This window comes from Oceanicaulis alexandrii DSM 11625, assembly GCF_000420265.1.
GTDB lineage: Bacteria > Pseudomonadota > Alphaproteobacteria > Caulobacterales > Maricaulaceae > Oceanicaulis > Oceanicaulis alexandrii.
In genome coordinates this window covers 976,260-998,389 of record NZ_ATUP01000001.1, presented here as the reverse complement: position 1 = coordinate 998,389, position 22,130 = coordinate 976,260, and the positions used below count along the sequence as shown (strand labels likewise).

Here is a 22,130-nt window from a genome sequence, read left to right as displayed (position 1 = left end):
CCGTTGCGAATAAGCGTCAGTGTGTCTGTCTGGACACAGCCTCCCGACTTGCGCGGGCTGGCTGCACAGACTAGCTCACACCTGACATTGAGGGAGCACAGCCATGACCGACGAGACCGACATCGCAGAGGGCGAGTTTGAGAACCCGAAGGGCCGGGTCCTGATCGTCGCCGGGTCTGACAGCTCGGGCGGCGCCGGTGTTCAGGCCGACATCAAGACGGTGACGGCGCTGGGCGGCTACGCCTCGACGGCGATCACTGCGGTGACGGTTCAGAACACCAAGGGCGTATCGGGCGTGCATCCCATTCCTGATGATGTGATCGCCGCTCAGATCAGTGCGGTGCTGTCTGATATCGGCACGGACGCGATCAAGACCGGCATGCTGGGATCTGTCAGCACGATTGAAGCCGTGGTCAAGGCGCTGGATGACGAGGGCACGGTCGGTCTGCCGCTGATCGTCGATCCGGTCATGGTGGCGAGCTCGGGCGATTCCCTGGTCAGTGAAGACACCGCGGAGGCCATCCGCACGATTTTGCTGCCGCGCGCCAGCCTGATCACGCCCAATGCGCCTGAAGCCGCCGTTCTGGCGGGCGGAACCATCGAAGACATGGATGATCAGCGCGCCGCCGCCGACGAATTGCTGGAGATGGGCGCCAAGGCGGTGCTGGTCAAAGGCGGTCATCTGGAAGGCTCTCAGATCATCGATCTTCTGGCGACGCGCAATGGCGTGCGCCTGTTCACGCGCCCGCGTATTCACACCCGCCATACTCATGGCACGGGCTGCACGCTGGCGAGCGCGATCGCCGCGCTGATGGCCCAAGGGCAGGGCCTTGATCGCGCTGTCGAGATGGCGGGCGATTATCTGTATGAAGCGATCCGTCGCGCGCCCAAGTTTGGCGAGGGTCATGGCCCGGTCCAGCATGGCTGGACGGTCAATGCGTCCGAATTCGCTCACGCGCCGGTCCGCGGGGATCTCGACTAGGGCGCGGCTTTGGGTTTGCGCCGGGCGACATAGACGCCCAAGAGGATGACGCCGAGCGCGATCATCGTGGTCAGGGTCATGGGTTCGCCGCGCAGGAGCCCGATCGCCGCGGCGACCACCGGGACCATGTAATTGATCAGCGCGACAAACGACGCGCCCACCTTTCGCGCCACGCCCATATAGACGATGGTCGCGAGCGCGGTCGGCAACAGCCCGAGCGCCAGCACCGCCATCATGGACGGCAGGCTCGGCGTGATGGGGGCGCCGGCGAAGATGTCGTAAAGCGCCACCGGCAGGCTCAACAAAGCCGCGCAGATCATCGAGCCTGCTGCGATGACGCTGGGCGGGGTTTCGGGTGAGGCCTGATAGGTCACCGCATTGGCGGCATAGCTCAAGGTCGCGATGAAGATCAGAAGCTGGGCGAGGAAGTCCGCCTCCAGCATGCCCTTCAGCGCCGCAGGCTCCATCAGGATCACGATGCCGGAAAACCCGATCAGGAATCCCGAGGCTTTCCGAAGACTCAGGCGTTCATTGGGCAGGATGAAATGCGCCGCCGCGATCACGGTCAGCGGCATCATGCCCATCAGAATGCCCGCAATCCCGGACGGCACCGTCTTCTGACCAATGGCGATCAGGGTGAAGGGCAGGGCGTTGCCGAGGAACCCGAGCGCCAGGAACCAGAGCCAGCGCACGTCGCGCAGCGGCGGAAAGCGGCGACGGCGATAAAACGCCCAGCCCGTCAGGATGACGGCGGCGAGGCTCAGTCGTCCCAGCACGATGATCGAAGGCGGCAGGGTGTCGACGGCGACCGCAATGAACGCGAACGCGCTGCCCCAGACGAGCGCCAGAAGGCCGAGCGCGCTCCAGCCTTTCGCTCCCGGACTGTCCGACGTCATCCCAGTATGGCTTTCAAGGCGGAGACGAGGCGGCCCACGTCTTCGTCGGTGTTATAGATATGGGCGCTGATCCGCAGCCGCGGGCCGCGTTGGGAAGCGTGAATATCCTGCTCTCGCAGTCGCGCGGCGATGTCCGCGGGGGCGGTTTCAGGAAGGCTCAGCGACAGATAGTGCGCGGCCTGATCCGGAATGTCGGCCAGCAGGCCCAGCGGCGCGACACCCTCCTTGATCCGTGTGCTGGTCGCCGCGCACTGGCGTGCGATGTCAGCGACCCCAAGCCCGTTGATCAGCTTGAGGCTTTCAAGCGCGGCGGGCAGCAATTGGTGGTTGGAGCGTTCGCCCATGTCAAACCGCCGCGCGCCCGCATCATAGCTGTCGCGATAATCGGTCAGCCGGGTGAAGTCCTGCGCGTCGCTGCGATTGATCCAGTTTTGCTCCAGCGGCGCGCCCGATTGGTGGCGCGGCGCCACATACAAATACCCGGTCGCATAAGGGCTCAGCAGCCATTTATAGGCGGCGGCGACGGCGAAATCAGGATCGACGACTTTAACGTCAAACTCCATCACGCCCAGCGACTGGGTCAGGTCCAGCACAAGCGCCGCGCCCTGCGCCTTGGCGGCGTTTGACACCGCTTCAAGATCAATCCGGCCGCCATCAATCCAGTGCAACGCCCCGCAGGCCACAAGACGCGTGCGCGACGAGATCGTGGCGAGCAGCGCCTGCGTCCAGGTCCCGGTCTCGGTGCGTTTGGCGGTTTTAATGACTGCGCCGGTCTGCTGCGCCAGCGCGCGCCAGGTGTAGACATTGGAGGGAAATTGCCCGTCCAGAATGACGATCTCATCGCCTGGTTTGAGGTCAAGATTGCGCGCCGCGGTCGCCAGGCCATAGGAGGCGGCGGGGACCAGGGCGATGTCGTCGGCGGTCGCGTTGAACAGCCGGGCGGCTTCGCTCCTCACGCTTTCCGGCAGATCGAAGAACAGCTGGTTCGTGGTGTGCGCCCAGGGGCGCAGCTTGTCACGGAAGGCAGCCTGCCCGGCTTCCGCCGCGCGGATCGGCAAGGGCCCGACCTGAGCGGCGTTGAAGTAAGCGGTTTCAGCGGGCAGATCGAACAGGGCGCGATAATCGGTCATGGCATTTGCGCTACGGCGTGTACGGAACATGGTCAAGTCAGGATTTTTCCTCGCCTTGCGCAATTGACCGCATGTGCAGCACGGCCTACCGGTGGAGCCCTGTCGATAACAAAGCTGAGGTCATCGTGTCATGACGGTTCTCAAACCCACCAGCCGCCCCAATGACGCCCGCTTCTCTTGCGGGCCTACCAAGAAGCGTCCGGGTTGGGAATTGTCTGCGCTGGCCGCCGCGCCGCTGGGCCGAACCCATCGCGGCGGCACGCCGAAAGCGCGCCTGGCCGAAGCCATTGAGCGCACCGGCGCGATCCTGGAAATCCCCGACGATTACAAGGTGATCATCACTCCGGCCTCTGACACCGGCGCGATGGAAGGCGCCATGTGGTCCATGCTGGGCGCGCGCGGCGTGGACGTGCTGGCGTGCGACGAGTTTGGCGGCCGCTGGTTGATCGATGCGCGCGACGAGCTCAAGCCTGAGGGCCTGACCATCCATCACGCGCCTTATGGCCAGGCGCCCGATTATTCCAAGGTCGATTTCAACAATGACGTGGTCTTCACCTGGAACGCCACGGCGGCGGGTGTGCGCGTCACCGATGGCGACTGGATTGCGGACGACCGCGAGGGCCTGACCATCTGCGACGCCACGTCAGCCGCCTTCGCCATGGACATGCCCTGGGACAAGCTGGATGTGACCACGTTCAGCTGGCAAAAATGCATGGGCGGCGAAGCCCAGCACGGCATCGCCATCTTCAGCCCCCGTGCGCGTCAGCGCCTGCGCGAGTTCCGCCCCAGCTGGCCGGTGCCGCGCCTTCTGCAATTGTTTGAAGCGGGCGAGGAAACGGCGGCCATCTACGAAGGCTCCACCATCAATACGCCCTCGCTTCTGTGCACCGAGGATTATCTCGATGCGCTGAAATGGGCGGCGAAAGAGGGTGGCGTGTCAGCGCTGATCGCTCGGACCCAGGCCAATTTCGATGCTTTGGCGTCCTGGGTGGAAAAGACCGACTGGATCGAGTTTCTGGCTCAGGATCCCGCCACCCGCTCGCAAACCTCGGTGACGCTGAAATTCTCCGGCAAGGAGCTGGAGGGCAAGTCCGAGGCGGAACGCTGGGCGGTGTCGCGCCGCATGGGCGTGCTGCTGGACCGCGAAGAAGCGGCGTTTGACGTCATTCCCCACCCGAAGGCGCCCGCTGGCTTGCGCATCTGGTGCGGCCCGACGGTGGACGCAGACGATCTCGTGGCGCTCGGCCCTTGGCTGGACTGGGCGTACCACGAAGCGCTTGCGAACCCCGCCGATTAGGCGTCCTCAAAAGACTTTGCCAGCGCGCTTCTTGCCCCTGGGCTGAGAAGCGCGTAAGCCACCCCCGGTTTTTCCGCGATACGGAGTATGCGCGATGTCCAATGTTGTGGTTGTCGGCGCCCAGTGGGGCGATGAGGGCAAAGGCAAGATTGTCGACTGGCTGTCTCATCGCGCCGACGTGGTCGTGCGCTTTCAGGGTGGTCATAACGCCGGTCACACGCTGGTTGTGGACGGGGTGACCTACAAGCTGTCGCTGATGCCGTCGGGCGTGGTGCAGAAAAAGCTGTCCCTTATCGGCAATGGCGTGGTCGTCGACCCCTGGGCGTTCATCTCCGAGATCGAGAAAGTGCGCGAGCAGGGCGTGGACATCAGCCCCAAACTCGTGCGCGTGGCGGAAACCGCCACTTTGATCCTGCCGGTCCATCGCGAACTCGACGCCCTGCGCGAGAACCGCGATGACGGCATGAAGATCGGCACCACCCGCCGCGGCATCGGCCCGGCCTATGAGGACAAGGTGGGACGCCGCTCCGTCCGGGTCATTGATCTAGCCGATGAAACCCAGTTGCGCCGCCGTGTGTCCGAACTCTTGCATCACCATAACGCCCTGCGCCGCGGTATGGGCGTGGAAGAGGCGGATGAAGACGCGCTGGTCGCCGAGCTTCTGGATATCGCGCCGAAAATCCTGCCCTATGCGGACCCTGTCTGGCGCACGCTCGACCGGGCTATCGCAGACGACAAGAAAATCCTGTTTGAAGGCGCCCAGGGCGCATTCCTGGACGTGGATCACGGCACCTATCCCTATGTGACCAGCTCCAACACCGTCGCGGGTCAGGCGTCCGCCGGATCAGGCGTGGGGCCGGGCAAGGTCGGCTATGTGCTGGGCATTGTGAAAGCCTACACTACGCGCGTCGGCGAAGGACCGTTTCCCACCGAGCTGACCGACGAGATCGGTCAGAAGATCGGCGAACGCGGACGTGAGTTCGGTACCGTCACCTCCCGCCAGCGCCGCTGCGGCTGGTTTGACGCCGTGCTGGTGCGCCAGAGCTGCAAGATCAACGGCATCAACGGCGTGGCGCTGACCAAGCTTGATGTGCTGGACGGCTTTGACGAGCTGAAAGTTTGCGTGGGCTACAAGTTCAACGGCGAGATGTATGATCGTCTGCCCGCCGGCACGGGCGCCCAGGCGGGGGTCGAGCCGGTCTATGAGACCTTCGAAGGCTGGGACGGCTCTACGGCCGGTGCGCGCTCCTGGGCGGATCTGCCCGCTCAGGCTGTGAAATATGTCCGCCGTATTGAAGAGCTGATCGAGACGCCGGTGGCGCTCTTGTCCACCAGCCCAGAGCGCGACGACACCATCCTGATGCAGGATCCGTTCAAGTCCTGATCGGGCTGATCCAGCCGTGTGATGATGTTTAGAAAGGGCGGCCCGGACGGGTCGCCCTTTTTGTCTGTGCGCTGAGTCCAATTTGGAACGCGAGCCCTGACCAGGCGTTGAGTCAGAACGAACGCCCGATCACGAGCCCTGTGGCGCCCCCCCCGGATGACGCGGGCCGTGTTCAGAACTCCCATAAAGGAGACCAAACCATGGACACTTTGAAAGACCTCTACATCGACCAGCTGCAGGACCTTTACAGCGCTGACAAGCAATCGCTGTCAGTGACGAAAGAGCTTTCCGAAGCGGCGACCAATCCTGATCTCAAGGCCGCGCTCAAACGCGGCGCCGAGGGCGTCAAAGAGGGCATGGCGACGATCCAGGCCTTGATCGAAACCCATGACGCCAATCCCAATGGCAAGCATTGCAAAGGTATGGAAGGCCTGGTGGCGGAAGCCCGCGCTCATGCGCTGGAAGAAGATTTCAGCGATGATGATGTCCGCGACGCGTCCATCATCTCCCAATACCAGCGCATGACCCATTATGCGCTTGCGGGCTATGGCGTCGTACGGGCTTTCGCTCAACGACAGGGTCTGAAATCAGACGTCGTCCGCATTCAGGAATGTCTGGATCAGACCTATGGCGGTGATCGCGAGATGACGCGCATTGCCGAAACCCAGGTGAACGCGGCTGCGCTTGGCTGACCGATCAGGCGTCCGACCTGATCATCATTCAAACCAAGCGGAGATTCCCATGGGACACCAAACAGCTGCTGCCTTGAACAACATTCTGCCGATTCTCATCGACAGCCGACGCGGCTATGAAATGGCGTTGAACCTGGTTGAGGACGACTATGTCCACAAAGCCAAGTTCGCCAAGAAACTGGCCGAGCGTCAGGCCATGATCCTTGAATATCAGGCCCATGTGCGCCTGCAGGGCGAAGAGCCCAAGGATGAAGGCGGTCCGCTGGGCAGCCTGCACCGAATGCTCACCGGGATGAGCGCCAATTTCGGCAGCGAAGAGAAAACCGCGCTCAAGGCCATTGATGATGGCGAGGCCTTTCTGGTTCAGGCCTGCGAGACCGAGCTTGAAAAAGACGATGTCGACGACATCGGCCGGGGTCTGCTGAAACAGGCCTTGAGCTCGGCGAAAAGCGGTGAAGCCTATGCTGACGAGAAAGCCTGACAGGGCTCTCACATGCTGATGCATCCAGTCTGTTGATTGGCGGCATCTATTCAGAAGCCGGCGGGGCGTCCGCCGGCTTTTGTTGTTTTATGGGGTGGCGCCGCATGATCGCGCGCACGCTCCATTTCAGGACCAGGACAGCCGATGCTCCAGCCTCTCCAACCCAAACGCCGGCCCCTGGCCCGGTTCGAAGGCGCTGAGGTGATCCTGAGCTATTACCCGTCGGGGCATTACATGGCCGCGCATACGCATGAGTGCGACCAGCATTCCATGATCCTGTCCGGAGGGCTGTGTGAAGAGACGCCGTCTCAAATTGCGCAACCCTCGGCGTCTCATGTGGGGTTCAAGGCGGCCGGTCATAAACATGAGAACCGCTATGGTTCGAACGGCGCGCTCTTGGTGGCGGTGAACTCAGAGCCGTGTTCAAGCCCGGAGACGCTGTGGAGCTGGAGCCCGGCCGCTTGCGCGGCGGATGCAGCCCATCTTGTGCGGCTGATGGTGGAAGGCGTCGCGAACGATGATCAGGTGCTGATGGACCTTCTGGCGGTGCTCGCAGGTCCGGCTGAGCCGCCAATTTTGAAACCGCCGGCATGGTTGTCGCGCGTGCGCGAGGCGGTGCGGGACGACCCTGCCGAGATGAACGTTCAAGCGCTGGCGGATGAAGCCGGGGTGCACCGGGTGCATCTGTCGCGTAGCTATGCCCGGTTTTATGGCGCGCCGATCAGTCTGGACCGTCGCCGCATGCGGCTGAGCCATGCGATCCGCAGTCTGCTGGAAGAGGGTGTGAGCGCCGCAGAGGCCGCCCAGATCGGCGGCTTTTCAGACCAGCCCCATCTGGCGCGCACCTTGCGGTCCGAGACTGGACTGACCGCGACTGCGCTCAAGGCGGCGTTCGCCTGATCTCATGCTGCACAGGGTTACATGCGTACAAGACCGAGTGTCTGCGCGGGGCTAGCTTGCCGGTAAAGTGTGCGGCCTGAAATGGAGATTTAGATGCGTTTTTCAAACCTTGTCGCTGGCGCGGCGTTGGCCCTTCTGTCGCCGACCCTGGTCGCGCAAGCGCAAACCCCGGAAGCCGCCGCGGCGCGGATGCAGGGCTTTCTGTCGGGGTTTGAGGAACTTGGCCCCGGTTACGCCGTGGTGGCCGTAACGGCCGATGACGTGTTGCTGCGCGAGGTCTGGGGTGAGCGCAGGGCGAGCACCGGCGCGCCGCTGACCGCGGATACGCCGATCTACATCGCGTCCCAGACCAAGGCCTATATGGGGCTGTTGGCGGCTGAGCTGGATGCAGAAGGTGTTCTCAGCCTTGAGTCAACGCTGGCTGATCACTGGCCGGATGTGCGCTTTCCAGACGGGGTGAACCCTGCGGATTGGACCTTGCGCGATCTGATCAGCCACCAGGTCCCGGTCAGCGCCGATCTGATCGTGATCTTGGAGGCTTATGTCACGCGCATTGATCCGGCGGACTATCCCAGACTGATCGAAGCCGTGATGACCGCGCGCGAGCCCGGCTTTGATTACGATAATCTGGGCTACAACCTTTATGGCGCGATCCTGGAAACGGTGACGGGGCGCACCTGGCAGGACTGGCTGGAGGAGCGGGTCTTTGACCCGTTGGGCCTTGAGCACACCAGCGCGCGCACCTCGGATTTCGAGCTTGATGCGCAAAGCTGGAACCATATCTGGACCGGGGCCGAGACGGGCTGGTTTGAGGTGCGGCCCAAGACCGACGCACAGATGCAGTCTGCCGGCGGGATCACTACCTCGCCCGATGACATGATCACCTGGTTGCAGATGAATCTGCGCGGCGAGGGACCGGCCGGTTCCGGCCTGACCGAGGCGGTCGTGACCGAAGCCCACACCATCGCCGCCGAGGTCAGCCGTGAGGCGCGCAACGCCTATGAGCTGCCCTGCTATGGCTATGCACTGGGCTGGAATGTCTGCGATTTTGAAGGGCATGTTCTCTACGCGCATGGCGGCGGCTATACCGGCGCGCGCACCATGATGGCGTTTTCGCCGGATCTGGGCGTGGGGATCGGCGTGTTCTCCAACTCCGACAATATGACGGGCTGGCTGACCAGCCGCACCATGATCCAGTTCCTGCAGTTCGTGATCGACCATGAGGACGTGGATCGCTGGATGCAGATCCGTCAGGAGCAATACCCCCAGCGTGTCGAGCGTTTGCTCGGCATGCGCCGGCAGAGTGTGGATGAAGACCGTAATCATCCGGCATTTGGAGATTGGAGCTGGACGCCGTCTGCGTCTGACCTCGCCGTCTATGAAGGTGAGTACGTCAATGACGTGATGTACGCACCGGTGACGGTCTCTGTCGTGGAGGGACAGCTTCAGGCCGCTTGGGGGGATTATCGGTTCACGGGCGCGCCAGCCCAAACCGATGTTTTCGGGCTGCAACAACATCCTCTGGACGAAATGCTGCCCTTGCAGTTCGAACGCGATGAAGCGGGGGAGATCGTCGCGCTGACCTATGAGGACGCGCGTTTCGAACGGCGCTGATCCTGAATGCTTTATTCGCCGCCGCGTTCCGGCCTTGCTCCTCCGCCCCGCTGGGGACTAGCCTTCCCTGTCTTGGAAAAAAGGGGAGAGGGCGATGAAGGCTTGGATGGCAGGCGTTGCGGCGCTGGCGCTGACCGGTTGTGTGAGCGTGGAGTATTCCGAAGAGGCTGGCTACGCCCCTTCTGTTGAGACGGGGGCGCAGTCGCTACGCGGCGCGGATGCGCTGGGCGAGACGGATCGTTCGCTCCATGACCGGGTGCTGACCATGGACACCCATGTGGACATTGGTCAGGGCTACGCCACCGCAGCGCTTGATCCGGGCGGCTTCACCCGCGCTCAGGTCGATCTGCCGAAAATGCGCGATGGCGGTCTCGATGCCGCGTTTTTCATCGTCTATGTGGGCCAGGGGCTGATCAGCCCGATCGGCTATGAAGAAGCCGCCGATCAGGCCGAAGACAAGTATCAGGCCATCATGCGGATGATCCGCGGCTATCGCGATCAGATCGCTCTCGCCACCACCGCCGATGAGGTGGAGGCCATCCATGAGTCGGGCCGGCTGGTCGCGCTGATCGGCATGGAGAATTCCTGGCCGCTGGGTGAGGACCTGTCCAATGTGGGCATGTGGGCGGAGCGCGGCGTTCGCTATGTCTCCATCACCCATTTCGGCAATAACCAGTTTGGCGGCAGCTCCAACCCCAATCTGGCGCAGGGCGACCCCTCTGAAGATCCGGGGCTGACCGAGCTGGGCCGCGGCCTGGTGTCTGAACTCAATGATCATGGCGTGATGGTGGACGTGTCTCACGTGGGCAAACGCACCATGCTGGAAGCGATCGCCCTGAGCCGCGCGCCGGTCATGGCCAGCCATTCCGGCGCCCGCGCGGTTTATGATCATCCGCGCAATCTGGATGATGAACAGCTGCGCGCCATTCGTGATAATGGCGGCGTGGCCCAGATGGTGGCGTTCCGCCGCTATATCGGTGAGGTCGATCCGGAGCTTGCCGAAGCCGAGCGTGCTCTGGCGCAAGAGTTCGGATTCGCCAGCCGTCAGGATTTCGCGGCGGCGACCGAGCGCCAGCGGGACGCCTATCAGGCGCGCCTGCGGGAGCTTCGGGCGTCGATGAATGACATCACCATCTCAACCCTGGCCGACCATATCGACCACGCTGTCCAGGTGGCCGGGATCGATCATGTGGGCATTGCGTCAGACTTTGACGGCGGCGGCGGCGTCGGCGGCTGGGATGACGCCAGCACCACGCCGGCGGTGACCGCCGAGCTGATCCGACGCGGCTATTCTGAAAGCGACATCGCCAAGATCTGGGGCGGCAACCTGCTGCGGGTGATGCGGGCGGTTGAGGCGGCTGCGCGCTAGATATCTCAATAGTATAGCGAAAATGAAAGCGCCGGCGTGAGGGTTCACGGCGGCGCTTTTTCTGTGTGAGGGTGGCTGCCCCCTCAACGCGACTAGGACGTGCGCTCTTGCGCCTGTGCTTGCACGCCGCTGCGTTGCAGCCGCTGGACTGTGCGGACGCTGACCCCGCAGAGGTGCGCCACTTCCGCGGTGGACGCGCCTGCGTTGAGCGCCTCTACGGCGATGAACCGGCGAATATTCTCGATGAAGCCGGATTTGGATTGAATTTCCACATAGCCGGTCTGACCCGCATTGTTCATCACCACCGAGGTGAACCGGGAGGAGCCCGGAATATCGGCCAGGATTTTCTGGGTGCTGATCCGCTTGGAGGCGTGGCGATCCAGATACGCCAGCCCGCGTGCGACGCCGCATTGAAAAAACAACTCTACGGTGAACCAGTTCAGATGCGGCGTCAGCGCGTCAAAGTGGACCTCTATGAACTTTATCAAGGAGGGGTCCTGGGTCGCACCTAGCCGCGGGGCGATTAATTTGTATGGCGCATCAATAGCTTCGATGGATTTCGCCAGCATGTCGGCGCCTTTCAGGGGAAGGGGGTGCGAGGTCAATTGTACTCTCCTCAACGTCAAGTCTGAGCGCCTGAGCGCGGTTCCTCCTTTGTTCGGCTTCAATTTAAGCGCGAAGTCAATCTGCAACGCAAGGGACATTGTCGCCATAGCGACTCTCGTCAGGGTTGTTTTTACTCACCGGGTATTCAGGAGGTGAGAGATGGCGAGTTCTGACGAGGTCAACGGGAAGATCACCGATGCGGTGGCGCAAACCGCTGTCGGCGTGTTGGCCGAGGCGCCATCCGTGGCGATCGGGGCGCTCTACCAGAGTCTGGCGAACGCCAACGGGTTGGCGCTGACCAATTCGGTCTCCAACCAGCAAAACCTCAACCAGCTCAATCCTTCGATCGTCGCCCAGGCGATCGCCAAGATTAACGGCTCATAGAGCAGGAGGATCCGGCGATGGCGAGACAACCCACCCCCAGAACCCCGCGCACGCGGCTGGGCAAGGCCAAGCCCAAGCCCACCAGCCCGTCAGCGGCGCAAGCTGCTGAAGATGCGGCCCTGGACGACGCCGTCACCGACGCACAGGACCTGGCCGACGACGTCATCTCCGATGAGGGCGACACGCTGGCCAGCGCCAGCCTGCCGACGCCCACAACCGATGTTCAAAAAGCGGTGGCCTTCAATCAGGCCCAGCTGACCGCGCAGACGGGTGAAGTCCTCGCGGCGCTTGAAAACCCGGTCGCGGACCAGGCGGCGGTGATGATGCTCGAGGATTTGCGCGGCTACATGCAGGGCTCCGAACAACTGGTGCTCGCCGCCTCCGGTCAGGCGATGGCGCTTCTGCTCGACCCCGCCACACAGGATACCGGCAAGAAGGCGCTTCAAGAGCTGGCGACCTGGCAAACCTCGCTGATCACCTTCTCGAGCGGCGTCACCAGCACCGCCAGCAGCATCAAGGGAGACTTTGGATCATGAACCGCCAGGCCACAAAAAACGATCCATCAGACAGCTATGCGGCGCGGTTGAAGCCGGTCTTCACCCCCGGGATTCCGCCCATCGAAGCGCTTGAACCGCAAGTCTATCTGGACGCGCAAACTGAAAGCTATGACGCCGTCGGCGCGCCGCGCCTGCATCTGGGGGCGTCGTCGCCAGACACCGGCAATCCCCTGGTGCGCGTCATGCTGAACGGCAGCGCGCTGACGCCAACAATCCGCCGGGTCTTCATTCCCAGCAAATCTGGGTGCGCCAGCTTTCTGGTCGAATGGGCCGACGGCGAACCGGGGCTGGTGGTTCTGGCGCTGGAAGCGCTGAATCCCAACGAGATATCGGCTCAGGTCAGCTATCTGCCGATGACCGACATCGCCGACATCGCCCAGGGCGATCATGACGGTCTGTTGCAGATCACGGTGCCGACATCGTGCCTCGCCCAGACCTTGATCAGCATCCAGAAGAACGGCGCCGGGGATCTGAAATACCGGACCGAGAATACGACAATCGCTTTTGATGAGCTGTCTTCTGACGAAGCGGCCAATCTCAAGCGCTTCATGGATATGGAGCTCGCCGCTGAAGTGGCGTCGGTCTGCGGGTCTTTCGGGTTCGAGCTGACCGATATGACCGCCACGTCGCAACAGGCCGCCCTGGGGCTCGGCATTTCTTCCACCGCCAAGAAAGTCACGATCGGGGTTCTGCAAGCGGGCGGGTTGATCGCCACCGGGCTCAGCTTCGCCTTTGGCCCGATTGCAGCCGGGGTCGGGGGCGCGCTTCGGGGCGTAGCCGGACTGACCGGTCTGGTGACTCCGGAAGATGATGATCTTCAGAACGTTCCCGGTCGCGGTGCGCCGATGGTGGTGGGGCGTCGCTACACGCGCAATCCGGTCCCCGGTGGTGGTCCTAACGACGTCTTTTTCACGATCTAACGCGCTGAAGGATCACGAGGTTCAGCCATGAATGAAGCCTTCAAACAGCAAGTCCGTTCGATCGTGATGGCGGAGATCGAGCCTTTGAGCGCGGTCCTGAACCAGATCTGGGCGGATATCCAGGCGATGAAGGCGGACAATGGCGAGGTCATTCCCGATCCGCCCATCCCCGACCCGTCAATCCCGGACCCGCCCATTCCTGAAACCCGGGTCCCGCAAACGCCCATCGATATTCCGCCCATTCCGGGGTTCGGGCCGGGGGCGAAAATGACCGAGGCCGAGGCGCAAGCGTCAGACGAAGCGGCGATGCGTCAACGTCTCGAACAAGCGGCGATCGCCCGCCAACAGGAACAATCCGCCTCCATCGCCCGCCGCACCAGCCTGATCCAAGCCCGGATCGCCCAGAAACTCGCGGGCATTCCATTCTAAAGGAGACCATCATGAGCGAAGAAAAACAGATCACCCTGACCATCGACGAGCTCGGGGTCGTCAGCAGCGAAAGCATCGCGACGAACGCCAGCGCCAGCTCCCTGGCGAAGCTGTTCGAAGGCAATGTCCAGAGCCAGCTTCTCAACAACCAGACCGCAGCCGCCACCACAGCGACTTGCGTCGCCTACATCCTGACGCTCGGCCGCAGCGCGGAGACCATCTGGAATCCCAATAACGGCCCGTCGGTCAGCGTCAATCAGGACTGATCCCAAGTTTCTGAGGGCGTCAGCGCTCCAGAAAGCCTCGCAGATCCCGCTCACAGGGATCGGGTCTGCACTTCACCACGACACAACAATGAGGACTTGAAATGTCTACCCAAGCCAACGAACAAGTGAATTCCCAGGTCACCGACGCGGTGACCCAGTCAAACGTCAAAGTGGTCGGTGAAGCGCCGGCCATGGCGATGGGCAATGTCTATCAGGCGCTGGCGCACTCGCACGGCCTGATGTTCGAGAACGCGGTGAACGCCCAGTCGCACGCCTTCACCAACGCCCAGGCCGCCTCCACCCAGGGCGTGATGCAGATCTATTCCGTGGACACCATCTCCGACGCCATCGCCGTCGCGCGGATGATCTCGGCCAACTTCTCGTCGACCTAAATGCGATGAAGCCGACGAGATCGCTCTCGCCGGCTCCATGCGACTTGGACCTAGACCCGCTCCGGATCCCCCCGGGCGGGTCTTTTTTCTGTGCGCTTCTTATATCCGGTCAGTGCGCATTTGCCCAGAGCGAATGAACGCAAACCCTTGCCAAGCGCGTCAGGCGTCTTCAGTGTGGGAACAGTTCCAAGGGGTGTCCCGCACGGTGGTCGTGCGGGGCTGAGACGTCACCCTCAGGACCGGATCCGGGTCATGCCGGCGGCGGGATGGAGCAGCGCGATGACGCTCGAAGAGTATAATGATTTTTGTCAGTCCCTTCCCCATGCGGCCCATGTGGTCCAGTGGGGCGGCGCCCATGTCTGGAAAGTGGGTGGGCTGGAGAAGGGTAAGGTCTTCGCCATCGGCATGTGGCCGGACTCAAACGGCCCGCTTGCCATCACCTTCAAATGCTCCGAGATCGTCTATGAAGTGCTGCGCGACGCCGAGGGCTGTCGCCCCGCGCCCTATCTCGCCAGTCGCGGGATGACCTGGATCCAGCGCACCTCTGACGCCGCCGTCTCCGATAAAGACCTCACCGAACATCTGCGCGCCTCTCACGCTCTTGCCGCGCAAGGGCTGACCAAGAAGCGCCGCACCGAACTTGGCTTGCTGGACCTCTAGCAGCCCCGCTCCCTCTCACCTCTCTTGTGAAAGCCCCTCTCATGAACAAGCCCACCAACCAGGCCGAATTTCCGACCCCGACCGTGACCACTGGCCCGCTGGCGGGCTCGTCGCGCGTTTACACCTCGCCCAAGGCGGCGCCGCATCTGAAAGTGCCCCATCGCGAGATCGAGCTTCATCCCACGGCGATGGAGCCGCCGGTGCGCGTCTATGATTGTTCGGGGCCGTATACTGATCCGAACCAGACGATCGACGTGGAGAAGGGCCTGCCGCGCACCCGCATCGACTGGGTCAAGGCGCGCGGCGGCGTTGAGGAGTATGAAGGCCGCGAGCCGAGCCCGCTCGATAATGGCGGCGCCACGGGCAAGTATCTGGCGCGTGAATTTCCGGTGCGTCACCGCCCGCTGCGCGGCGTCGGCTCGGCCCCGATCACCCAGTATGAGTTCGCCATGGCCGGCGTCATCACCGACGAGATGATCTACGCCGCCGAGCGCGAAAATCTCGGCCGCGCTCAGGCGCTGCACGACGCCCATATCCGCCATGCGGATGGGGAGAGCTTTGGCGCGGCGGTGCCTGAATTCGTGACGCCCGAATTCGTGCGCGACGAGATCGCCCGCGGCCGCGCCATCATCCCCGCCAATATCAACCATGGCGAGCTGGAACCCATGGTGATCGGGCGGAACTTCCTGGTGAAGATCAACGCCAATATCGGCAATTCCGCCGTCGCCTCCTCGGTCGAGGAAGAGGTGGACAAGATGGTCTGGGCCATCCGCTGGGGTGGGGACACGGTGATGGATCTGTCGACCGGCAAGAACATCCACAACACCCGCGAATGGATTTTGCGCAACTCGCCCGTGCCCATCGGCACCGTGCCGATCTATCAGGCGCTGGAGAAGGTCGGCGGCGTCGCCGAGGACCTGACCTTTGACATCTTCGCCGACACGCTGATCGAGCAGGCCGAGCAGGGGGTGGACTATTTCACCATCCATGCCGGGGTGCGCCTCGCCTATGTGCCGCTGACCGCGGACCGGGTGACGGGCATCGTGTCGCGCGGCGGCTCGATCATGGCGAAATGGTGCCTCGCGCACCACAAGGAGAGCTTCCTGTATGAGCGCTTTGACGAGATTTGCGACATCATGCGCGCCTATGACGTCTCCTTCTCACTGGGGGACGGCCTGCGCCCCGGCTCCATCGCCGACGCCAATGACCGCGCCCAGTTCGCCGAGCTCGAAACCCTGGGCGAGCTGACCCAGGTGGCGTGGAAGAAGGGCTGTCAGGTGATGATTGAAGGGCCGGGCCATGTGCCCATGCACAAGATCAAGGCCAATATGGACAAGCAGCTCGAAACCTGTGGCGAGGCGCCGTTCTACACGCTCGGCCCGCTCACCACCGACATTGCGCCGGGCTATGACCACATCACCTCAGGCATCGGCGCGGCGATGATCGGCTGGTTCGGCTGCGCCATGCTTTGCTATGTCACGCCGAAAGAGCATCTGGGCCTGCCCGACCGCGATGACGTGAAGACCGGCGTCATCACCTACAAGATCGCCGCCCACGCCGCCGATCTCGCCAAGGGCCATCCGGCGGCGAAGCTGCGCGATGACGCGCTAAGCCGCGCCCGGTTCGAGTTCCGCTGGGAAGACCAGTTCAACCTGTCGCTCGACCCCGACACCGCCCGCGATTTCCACGATCAGACCCTGCCGAAAGAAGCGCACAAGGTCGCCCATTTCTGCTCCATGTGCGGGCCGAAATTCTGCTCGATGAAAATCACGCAAGAGATCCGCGACGAATTCGGCACCGCCCGTTCGCCCAATACCACCCTCGCCGCTGAAGAGGTCGACCAGGCGATGGCCGAGAAAGCCGAGGAGTTCAAGGCGAAGGGGTCGGAGATTTACCTCAACGACAAGGGCGAGACGCGCGAGCCGATTGATTAGGGGAGCAGGGCAAAGACGTAGGAAAATGGAGCAAGATTCGACGCCTTACTCTATTTTCCTGTGTTCGTTGGGTCGCGTCGAATGGCCCATATCAGGGCAGCAACTGATCCGATCACAGTCGACAAGCCGAATAAGAGCATCGGGTCCAAAATGAGCATAAGTTGTTCCTCTTGATCTGGTCTTCCATTGCCGCGCTTACAGCATCGATTGCAAGAAATTAGATGTGGATTTGGCTTCGAACCCCCATAGAAAAACAATGTCTTGGGCTTTCTATGTGGGACACCTTGGACAGCTACGCCAAATTACCCTTCAGTTTTCTCCATGGTTCGCTCTGAGCCGCAAGAAAGCAAAAGCGGGAAAAGGGAGAGGTGCTTCAGATATTTCTGACGCTTAGACCTTGGACCTCCCAACCTTTGGGCATTCCTGCCAAATTTCATGGTGTCAGTTGGTTATGTGACGAGCTGCCATGAGTTGCTAGAAATCGATTGTAGCCGATCCAGTTCCTTTTTGTTCGAAACCAACAGCTTAGGGGGAGGCGTGTGTCGGGTATTGGACAGACTGGCCACTATGTATTGCATAGCGATATCATGCCTGAGGTGCCCGCAGGCAAGAAATTGAAAGCGTTGAAATCTAGCGGCGCTCTATTTAAGTATCTGTATTAATTGTATTAAGTTTGATATTCAGGTTTGTGTGTAGAGAGTTTGGACGTCATGGCCTCATTCTGTAAGTCTTGGTTGCCATGCCTGTTTCCAAAATTGATGGTGGTAGAGGTGGCTAGTCTGTGTGTCGTTAAGTGACTTTCGAAATTTCACGACCGAAATGTAAGGTATTCCCTTTATCCTTAGAGCTTGTGACCATGTCGCGTCGATTGTCTGTAAATGCGACTTCAATCCCTCTCTCGGCGACGGAAACAAGTAATTCTTATAAGTGCTCTTATCTGTTTTGTGAGTAAGGGCCTTTTCAAGCCATGTCCCTGCATCTTTAGACACTTGTTCAAATCCGAGCCATCCTTCTGCCCATCGAAAGTTCACATGAGAGGCATGGGATTGATCGCCGTCCGTTGGGACCATAATTTCGAGTTGGTCCCAACATGCAGATAATAGTTGGGATAGGGGTATTCTTTTTAAAGATAGAAACAAGCAGATGGCGATACGAGATTGCCATGGTGCATCAAGATCATATATAAAATTAATAAAGCTTTCGGTGTCATCGTTATTCCAATCGTTTAGTTGTGTGATCGAAACTTTATCATTAAATTTTCGATCAATTTTGGATATGTCCCAATTCTTTATTGTTTCTATGGGGCCATAAAATTGAGCGAGCTTGTATGACCTTCCAATTAGGGGGCGGAGGACGTTAAAGTTGGAATCTGTCAAATGGTAATCGTTTAGTATTAAATTTATTTTTTCTATATCAATGCTTGTTATTTTGCATGATCGGATTGCATCGGGAAAGTATCTGTAAAATAGTTTTGCTGAGCGATCGATGTAATTTTGATCTATATCCCTATATTGCATTCGCTTTAATTCTAGCTCAACTAATTCCTCAAAGCTCAAATTGCTCATTTGGTTGCGCTTGAACGCTCTGAATTCCTCCTGTTCTGCCTCTTGTTCAGCTAACGTGGGCAGCCCTCTTAAGGCTAGTATCTGCTCGTTTGCCCACTCTCTCGCAAAGGGTAGAAGTTCCCCAAAAGTTGGCTCTTCAAGGTCACCATACATTTGACGCCAAAGTTGGTGTTCCTCGCGCCAATCGTACGCAAATCGCCAGCTTGGTCCTGTTTTGCGTACGTACTTTCCGTCGGAACCTTTGGCCCGGACGGCGTACGCGCAGCCAAAGGAGCCATGAGGCTGACGCCACACTCTAAGACCAAATCCGCGAACCTTGAGATCAGATATCCAGCGTTCACCGGCTTCTGGTGGCTCAACTGAATTGACGAATTCTGGAGTAAGAAGAACACGTTCAGGCATGTGCAACTTATAGCACACTGCTCCCCCCATTCACGCCCCCTTCATCCCCCATTGCGCAAACACTGCGAAATGGGAAAAGGCAAAAAGCGCGAGCCGATTGATTAGGGGCGGTTGGCGCTTGAGGGATTGCGAAAGGCCGGGCAGGGTCGCTCGGCCTTTTTGCCGTCTTCTTTTCCTCACTCACCTCTCTTTCCCTGCGAAGGCGGGGACCCAGAGAGGACAAGCGCAGGCGTTTCAAGGCTCTGGATCCCGGCCTTCGCCGGGAAAGAGAAGACAGGGTAAGAGCCCTTCCCCGTCCCCCTTATCCCCACCCCATCCCCCACGCTTTAAGCTGCGCGCACTTCCCTGAGGGTGGGGCGTGTCCGGAGGCGTCTTGACAGGTTCGGGGAGGGGGCATGCCTCGAGCGGCGGGTTCGCACCCTGTCGCAAAAGAGCGGACAGGCGCGCTGACGGCGGCGCGTGTGGGGTCCGGTCAGGTATGAAGCGGCCTGTGACGGTCTGTACGGACGGGATCTGATCGGATGTGTTCTGGATGACATGACTCGCCAGGGCAGGATCTCAGAGACCAAGCGTCAGGGGTAAGGCTTGAAAAGGGATCAACCGGGGCGCCATCCGCCCCGGCCCTTCATATCGGACCGGCGTAATCGGGCGCGTCACTGCGCCCGGCCCCACCCCGGATAACATGCTCGCGCGCGGGACTCGTCGGACCTCGCTGTACCTTGCTGCTTGCCGGCCTCGCCGGCCGAAGACGACAGTCTCGCGCGCGCTCGCCACCCTGCCGGACTGCTCCGTGCGGGGTAAACGTGCGGCGCGTCAGTCGCCGCCTCAAGGTCTCATTAACCTATAAAATCAAAGCGATCGGCCTCTATTCATCCCCCCTTCATCCCGGATCGCGCAGGCTTTGCGAAACGGGCAGAGGGGACAGCCATGACATCAGTACTGAAAACCGCTGCGGCGGGGCTGGCCTTGGGCGTGATGACGCTGGGCGTCGCGTACGCCGATGAGGCGGGCGCTTCGCCCGCCGGACAGTCTTATACGATCAATTTCGAGGACGAGCGCTGCATGCTCGAGATCGATTACGAGCTGGCTTTCATGTTCAGCTGTGATGGTGGGGCGTTCCTGCGTGAAGGCGTGATCGAGATGAGCAGCGGCGCGCCGCACTTTACCGGTGATGTCGAGCAGTTCTTGTCCAATGACTGCACGCATTGGCCGGAGATCGCCGAGGGCGAAACCACGCAAGATGTCTGCTGGATGGACGTCGATCTGCGCGAGCATGCTCTGGTGATGCGGATCCGATGAAACAGCTCCTTGCACTCTTTGCGCTCATCGCGACCCCCGCCGCTGCGTTGGCTCAGGAGGGCGTCCGCACGCCCGACGGCGAAGTCGTGGAGGTCGTCTACCAGGGCGATACGTGTCAGGTCACATTCACCGCCGACGGCGACGTCCTGTCAGAGGGCGACGATCCCCATACCTGCATGTTCTTTGTCGGCAGCTGGGAATCGACAGGGGAGACGATTATTCTTGAGTTCCCGCGTGGCCATTCGCTTTGCGATGTTTGGCCTGTGCTGGAGGCGGGCCAGGATTGGGACGGTCGACCCGACTATATCCGCGACAGTTCCGGGCCAGCCTGGCTCAATGAGGATGCAGGCTGCTGGGCCGAGCTGCATCACCCCGAGCGCTATGGCGCGATGCGGGTGATCTCCGGACCGCAAGGAGAGTAGGCGCCGGATAGGTCTTCATCAGGTCTTTGTGGGGCTTGTCCGCTGTTATGGCGCACCAGGCTGAGCTGTCAGCGAAGAGGGATGCATCATGAAAACTCCATGGACCGCTTTGGCGGTTCCGGGCGGGATCGCCTTCGCTTCCGGGTCATCGGTCATCATGCTGGATATATTGAACGGACAGAGGAAACAGCCATGATTTCAAACCTGATTTTTCTTGCGGGCAGCCTGGCCTTGGCGAGCCTGGATGCGTCTGAAGACGCCGCGCCAGAATACCCGTTGGGGCATCTCTATGACGTTATGATTGATCCCACACTCTCATGCTCGCTTCAGTTCGATGCTGAGACGACACAAGACGACATTCTGACGGGCAGTCTGATTTGCAGCGGCGCTCAGGATACTGCGAACAATATCTCGGGGTTCGTACTGTTAACGCTGTCGTCCTATGCGGTGCAATTTGATGTAGAGTCCGCAGTGCAACCGGTGTTTTTCGAAGACATCTATTGTAACGCCTGGCCAGACATGAGTGTGGGCGAGACCCGCACGGACGTTTGCTGGGTCAATGCGCATAATTATCGTGTGCGGCGTATAGAATAAGGTGAGCGCCGCTCATGCCCGACAGGATCATTCCATGATTGCGGGTCAGAATAAGGATGTGTCGTGAAACTCGTACTGGTCCTCACAGCGGTCCTCGCTGTCATGTTTGGCTCACCCGCACTGGCGCAAGACGCCCACGATGCGGCGTTTTATCCCGAACACGCAGACGCCGCCGCAATGGTCGACGCGGCGCTGGCGCAGGCGCGTGACGAAGACAAACAGGCGCTGATCGTGTTCGGCGCTGACTGGTGTCATGACAGCCGGGGGCTGGCGTCTAAACTTGAGGACGATGCGCGGCTCTCCGCCCTGATCGCGGATCATTACGTGCTGGTGCGCGTGGATGTGGGCCAGCGTCAGCGCAATCAGGACCAGCTCCAGCGCTTCGGGGTGATCGAGAGTTTCGGTACGCCGACGCTGGTGATCAGCGATGGCGCAGGCGTGCTGCAGAACGGCCTGACCGCCCATGACTGGCGCACGGCGGACAGCGCCGCGCTGTCGGATGTGGCGATGTATCTGAGCCGGTATGCCGACACTGACGCTGAAGGCGAGACCCCCGTTTCAGGCGCGGATCTGGACGCCGCGGCCCAGACCTGGCCGCCTTATATCCAGGCCCAGACCGAGATTGATGCGCGCCTGGCTGGCGGTGAGATGAGCGAGGCCGAGGCTGCGCGCGCCCGCATCTATGCACGCGGCATGGCGCGGTCCATTGCGCGCTTGGGGATGGGACGGGTGGCCGAGGCGCAAGAGGTCGAGATCGCCGATAGCGCTGATCTTCAGGCGCTCGGAGTCGCGCCCGCCACAGACCTGACAGCAGCGGTCAGTGAGCGGATTTCAGAGATTGATTTTGATCTGCTGGCGCGGCTGGCCTCACAGGACGCGGAGACCGCAGAGGCGATGGCTGAAGACGCGGCCTCGCCTCAACGGGTCGAATAGACAGGTCAGCCGCAGTCTAGCG

24 protein-coding genes and 1 riboswitch are annotated in these 22,130 nt (G+C 61.1%); of the genes, 20 read left to right on the top strand and 4 right to left on the bottom strand.

Annotation, left to right across the window (positions count from 1 at the left end):
- Nucleotides 1–103: 103 nt before the first annotated feature.
- A complete protein-coding gene (thiD, locus tag G405_RS0104870; RefSeq protein ID WP_022700383.1) occupies nt 104–982 on the top strand; it encodes a bifunctional hydroxymethylpyrimidine kinase/phosphomethylpyrimidine kinase in 879 nt (292 codons plus the stop codon).
- Here the strand turns inward: thiD and G405_RS0104865 are convergent.
- Both G405_RS0104865 and G405_RS0104860 read right to left on the bottom strand, forming a co-directional pair.
- A complete protein-coding gene (locus G405_RS0104865) occupies nt 979–1,878 on the bottom strand; it encodes a DMT family transporter (RefSeq protein ID WP_022700382.1) in 900 nt (299 codons plus the stop codon). The two genes, thiD and G405_RS0104865, sit on opposite strands and share 4 nt — an antisense overlap.
- Complete coding sequence (locus G405_RS0104860) at nt 1,875–3,008, bottom strand: aminotransferase class V-fold PLP-dependent enzyme (RefSeq protein ID WP_022700381.1); 1,134 nt, start codon at nt 3,006–3,008, stop codon at nt 1,875–1,877. The genes G405_RS0104865 and G405_RS0104860 overlap by 4 nt, the downstream gene beginning before the upstream one ends.
- Nucleotides 3,009–3,138: 130 nt before the next feature.
- Here G405_RS0104860 and G405_RS0104855 point away from each other — a divergent pair, with 130 nt between their 5' ends.
- The 7 genes from G405_RS0104855 (at nt 3,139) to G405_RS0104825 (ending at nt 10,745) form a co-directional block, all read left to right on the top strand.
- Nucleotides 3,139–4,305, top strand: a complete 1,167-nt coding sequence (locus G405_RS0104855) for a phosphoserine transaminase (protein WP_022700380.1) — start codon at nt 3,139–3,141, stop codon at nt 4,303–4,305.
- A 94-nt stretch (nt 4,306–4,399) separates the two neighbouring features.
- Complete coding sequence (locus tag G405_RS0104850) at nt 4,400–5,689, top strand: adenylosuccinate synthase (protein ID WP_022700379.1); 1,290 nt, start codon at nt 4,400–4,402, stop codon at nt 5,687–5,689.
- A 200-nt stretch (nt 5,690–5,889) separates the two neighbouring features.
- Nucleotides 5,890–6,381 carry a DUF892 family protein gene (locus G405_RS0104845; protein ID WP_022700378.1) on the top strand — a complete coding sequence of 164 codons (492 nt, stop codon included), beginning with the start codon at nt 5,890–5,892 and terminating at the stop codon, nt 6,379–6,381.
- Between the two features lie 49 nt (nt 6,382–6,430).
- Nucleotides 6,431–6,862, top strand: a complete 432-nt coding sequence (locus G405_RS0104840; RefSeq protein ID WP_022700377.1) for a PA2169 family four-helix-bundle protein — start codon at nt 6,431–6,433, stop codon at nt 6,860–6,862.
- A gap of 144 nt (nt 6,863–7,006) precedes the next feature.
- Entirely contained in the window at nt 7,007–7,762 is a 756-nt protein-coding gene (locus G405_RS16365) for an AraC family transcriptional regulator (protein ID WP_022700376.1), read from the top strand.
- Between the two features lie 93 nt (nt 7,763–7,855).
- The gene (locus G405_RS0104830) at nt 7,856–9,376 is read left to right on the top strand and encodes a serine hydrolase domain-containing protein (protein ID WP_022700375.1); all 1,521 of its coding nucleotides are present in this window, start codon (nt 7,856–7,858) and stop codon (nt 9,374–9,376) included.
- Between the two features lie 94 nt (nt 9,377–9,470).
- A complete protein-coding gene (locus G405_RS0104825) occupies nt 9,471–10,745 on the top strand; it encodes a dipeptidase (RefSeq protein WP_022700374.1) in 1,275 nt (424 codons plus the stop codon).
- 92 nt (nt 10,746–10,837) lie between these two features.
- Here the strand turns inward: G405_RS0104825 and G405_RS17075 are convergent, their stop codons facing one another.
- On the bottom strand, nt 10,838–11,233 hold the full coding sequence (locus G405_RS17075; protein WP_166643782.1) for a helix-turn-helix domain-containing protein: 396 nt from the start codon (nt 11,231–11,233) through the stop codon (nt 10,838–10,840).
- A 277-nt stretch (nt 11,234–11,510) separates the two neighbouring features.
- Here G405_RS17075 and G405_RS0104815 point away from each other — a divergent pair, with 277 nt between their 5' ends.
- The 8 genes from G405_RS0104815 (at nt 11,511) to thiC (ending at nt 16,893) form a co-directional block, all read left to right on the top strand.
- Nucleotides 11,511–11,735, top strand: coding sequence for a RebB family R body protein (locus tag G405_RS0104815; protein WP_022700372.1), 225 nt, complete (start codon nt 11,511–11,513; stop codon nt 11,733–11,735).
- Nucleotides 11,736–11,752: 17 nt separating this feature from the next.
- Nucleotides 11,753–12,271 carry a hypothetical protein gene (locus G405_RS0104810; RefSeq protein ID WP_022700371.1) on the top strand — a complete coding sequence of 173 codons (519 nt, stop codon included), beginning with the start codon at nt 11,753–11,755 and terminating at the stop codon, nt 12,269–12,271.
- A complete protein-coding gene (locus tag G405_RS0104805; RefSeq protein WP_022700370.1) occupies nt 12,268–13,212 on the top strand; it encodes a hypothetical protein in 945 nt (314 codons plus the stop codon). Before G405_RS0104810 ends, G405_RS0104805 begins: the two co-directional genes overlap by 4 nt.
- Before the next feature lie 27 nt (nt 13,213–13,239).
- Entirely contained in the window at nt 13,240–13,641 is a 402-nt protein-coding gene (locus G405_RS0104800; RefSeq protein ID WP_022700369.1) for a hypothetical protein, read from the top strand.
- 11 nt (nt 13,642–13,652) lie between these two features.
- On the top strand, nt 13,653–13,907 hold the full coding sequence (locus G405_RS0104795; protein ID WP_022700368.1) for a hypothetical protein: 255 nt from the start codon (nt 13,653–13,655) through the stop codon (nt 13,905–13,907).
- A 101-nt stretch (nt 13,908–14,008) separates the two neighbouring features.
- Nucleotides 14,009–14,299, top strand: a complete 291-nt coding sequence (locus G405_RS0104790) for a RebB family R body protein (RefSeq protein ID WP_022700367.1) — start codon at nt 14,009–14,011, stop codon at nt 14,297–14,299.
- A 179-nt stretch (nt 14,300–14,478) separates the two neighbouring features.
- A riboswitch (TPP riboswitch) is annotated at nt 14,479–14,583 on the top strand.
- Nucleotides 14,579–14,959: an MmcQ/YjbR family DNA-binding protein gene (locus tag G405_RS0104785; RefSeq protein WP_028284543.1), complete on the top strand. Its 381-nt coding sequence runs from the start codon at nt 14,579–14,581 to the stop codon at nt 14,957–14,959. It overlaps the preceding riboswitch by 5 nt.
- Before the next feature lie 41 nt (nt 14,960–15,000).
- Nucleotides 15,001–16,893 carry a phosphomethylpyrimidine synthase ThiC gene (gene thiC, locus G405_RS0104780; protein WP_022700365.1) on the top strand — a complete coding sequence of 631 codons (1,893 nt, stop codon included), beginning with the start codon at nt 15,001–15,003 and terminating at the stop codon, nt 16,891–16,893.
- 716 nt (nt 16,894–17,609) lie between these two features.
- Here the strand turns inward: thiC and G405_RS16915 are convergent.
- On the bottom strand, nt 17,610–18,860 hold the full coding sequence (locus G405_RS16915) for a hypothetical protein (RefSeq protein ID WP_156861362.1): 1,251 nt from the start codon (nt 18,858–18,860) through the stop codon (nt 17,610–17,612).
- A 927-nt stretch (nt 18,861–19,787) separates the two neighbouring features.
- Between G405_RS16915 and G405_RS0104775 the strand changes: the two genes are divergently transcribed.
- The 4 genes from G405_RS0104775 (at nt 19,788) to G405_RS16360 (ending at nt 22,108) form a co-directional block, all read left to right on the top strand.
- Nucleotides 19,788–20,159: a hypothetical protein gene (locus G405_RS0104775; protein ID WP_022700364.1), complete on the top strand. Its 372-nt coding sequence runs from the start codon at nt 19,788–19,790 to the stop codon at nt 20,157–20,159.
- Nucleotides 20,156–20,581 carry a hypothetical protein gene (locus tag G405_RS0104770; RefSeq protein ID WP_022700363.1) on the top strand — a complete coding sequence of 142 codons (426 nt, stop codon included), beginning with the start codon at nt 20,156–20,158 and terminating at the stop codon, nt 20,579–20,581. Before G405_RS0104775 ends, G405_RS0104770 begins: the two co-directional genes overlap by 4 nt.
- A 99-nt stretch (nt 20,582–20,680) precedes the next feature.
- Complete coding sequence (locus tag G405_RS0104765; protein ID WP_022700362.1) at nt 20,681–21,175, top strand: hypothetical protein; 495 nt, start codon at nt 20,681–20,683, stop codon at nt 21,173–21,175.
- A 63-nt stretch (nt 21,176–21,238) separates the two neighbouring features.
- Complete coding sequence (locus G405_RS16360; protein WP_156861360.1) at nt 21,239–22,108, top strand: thioredoxin family protein; 870 nt, start codon at nt 21,239–21,241, stop codon at nt 22,106–22,108.
- Nucleotides 22,109–22,130 lie beyond the last annotated feature (22 nt).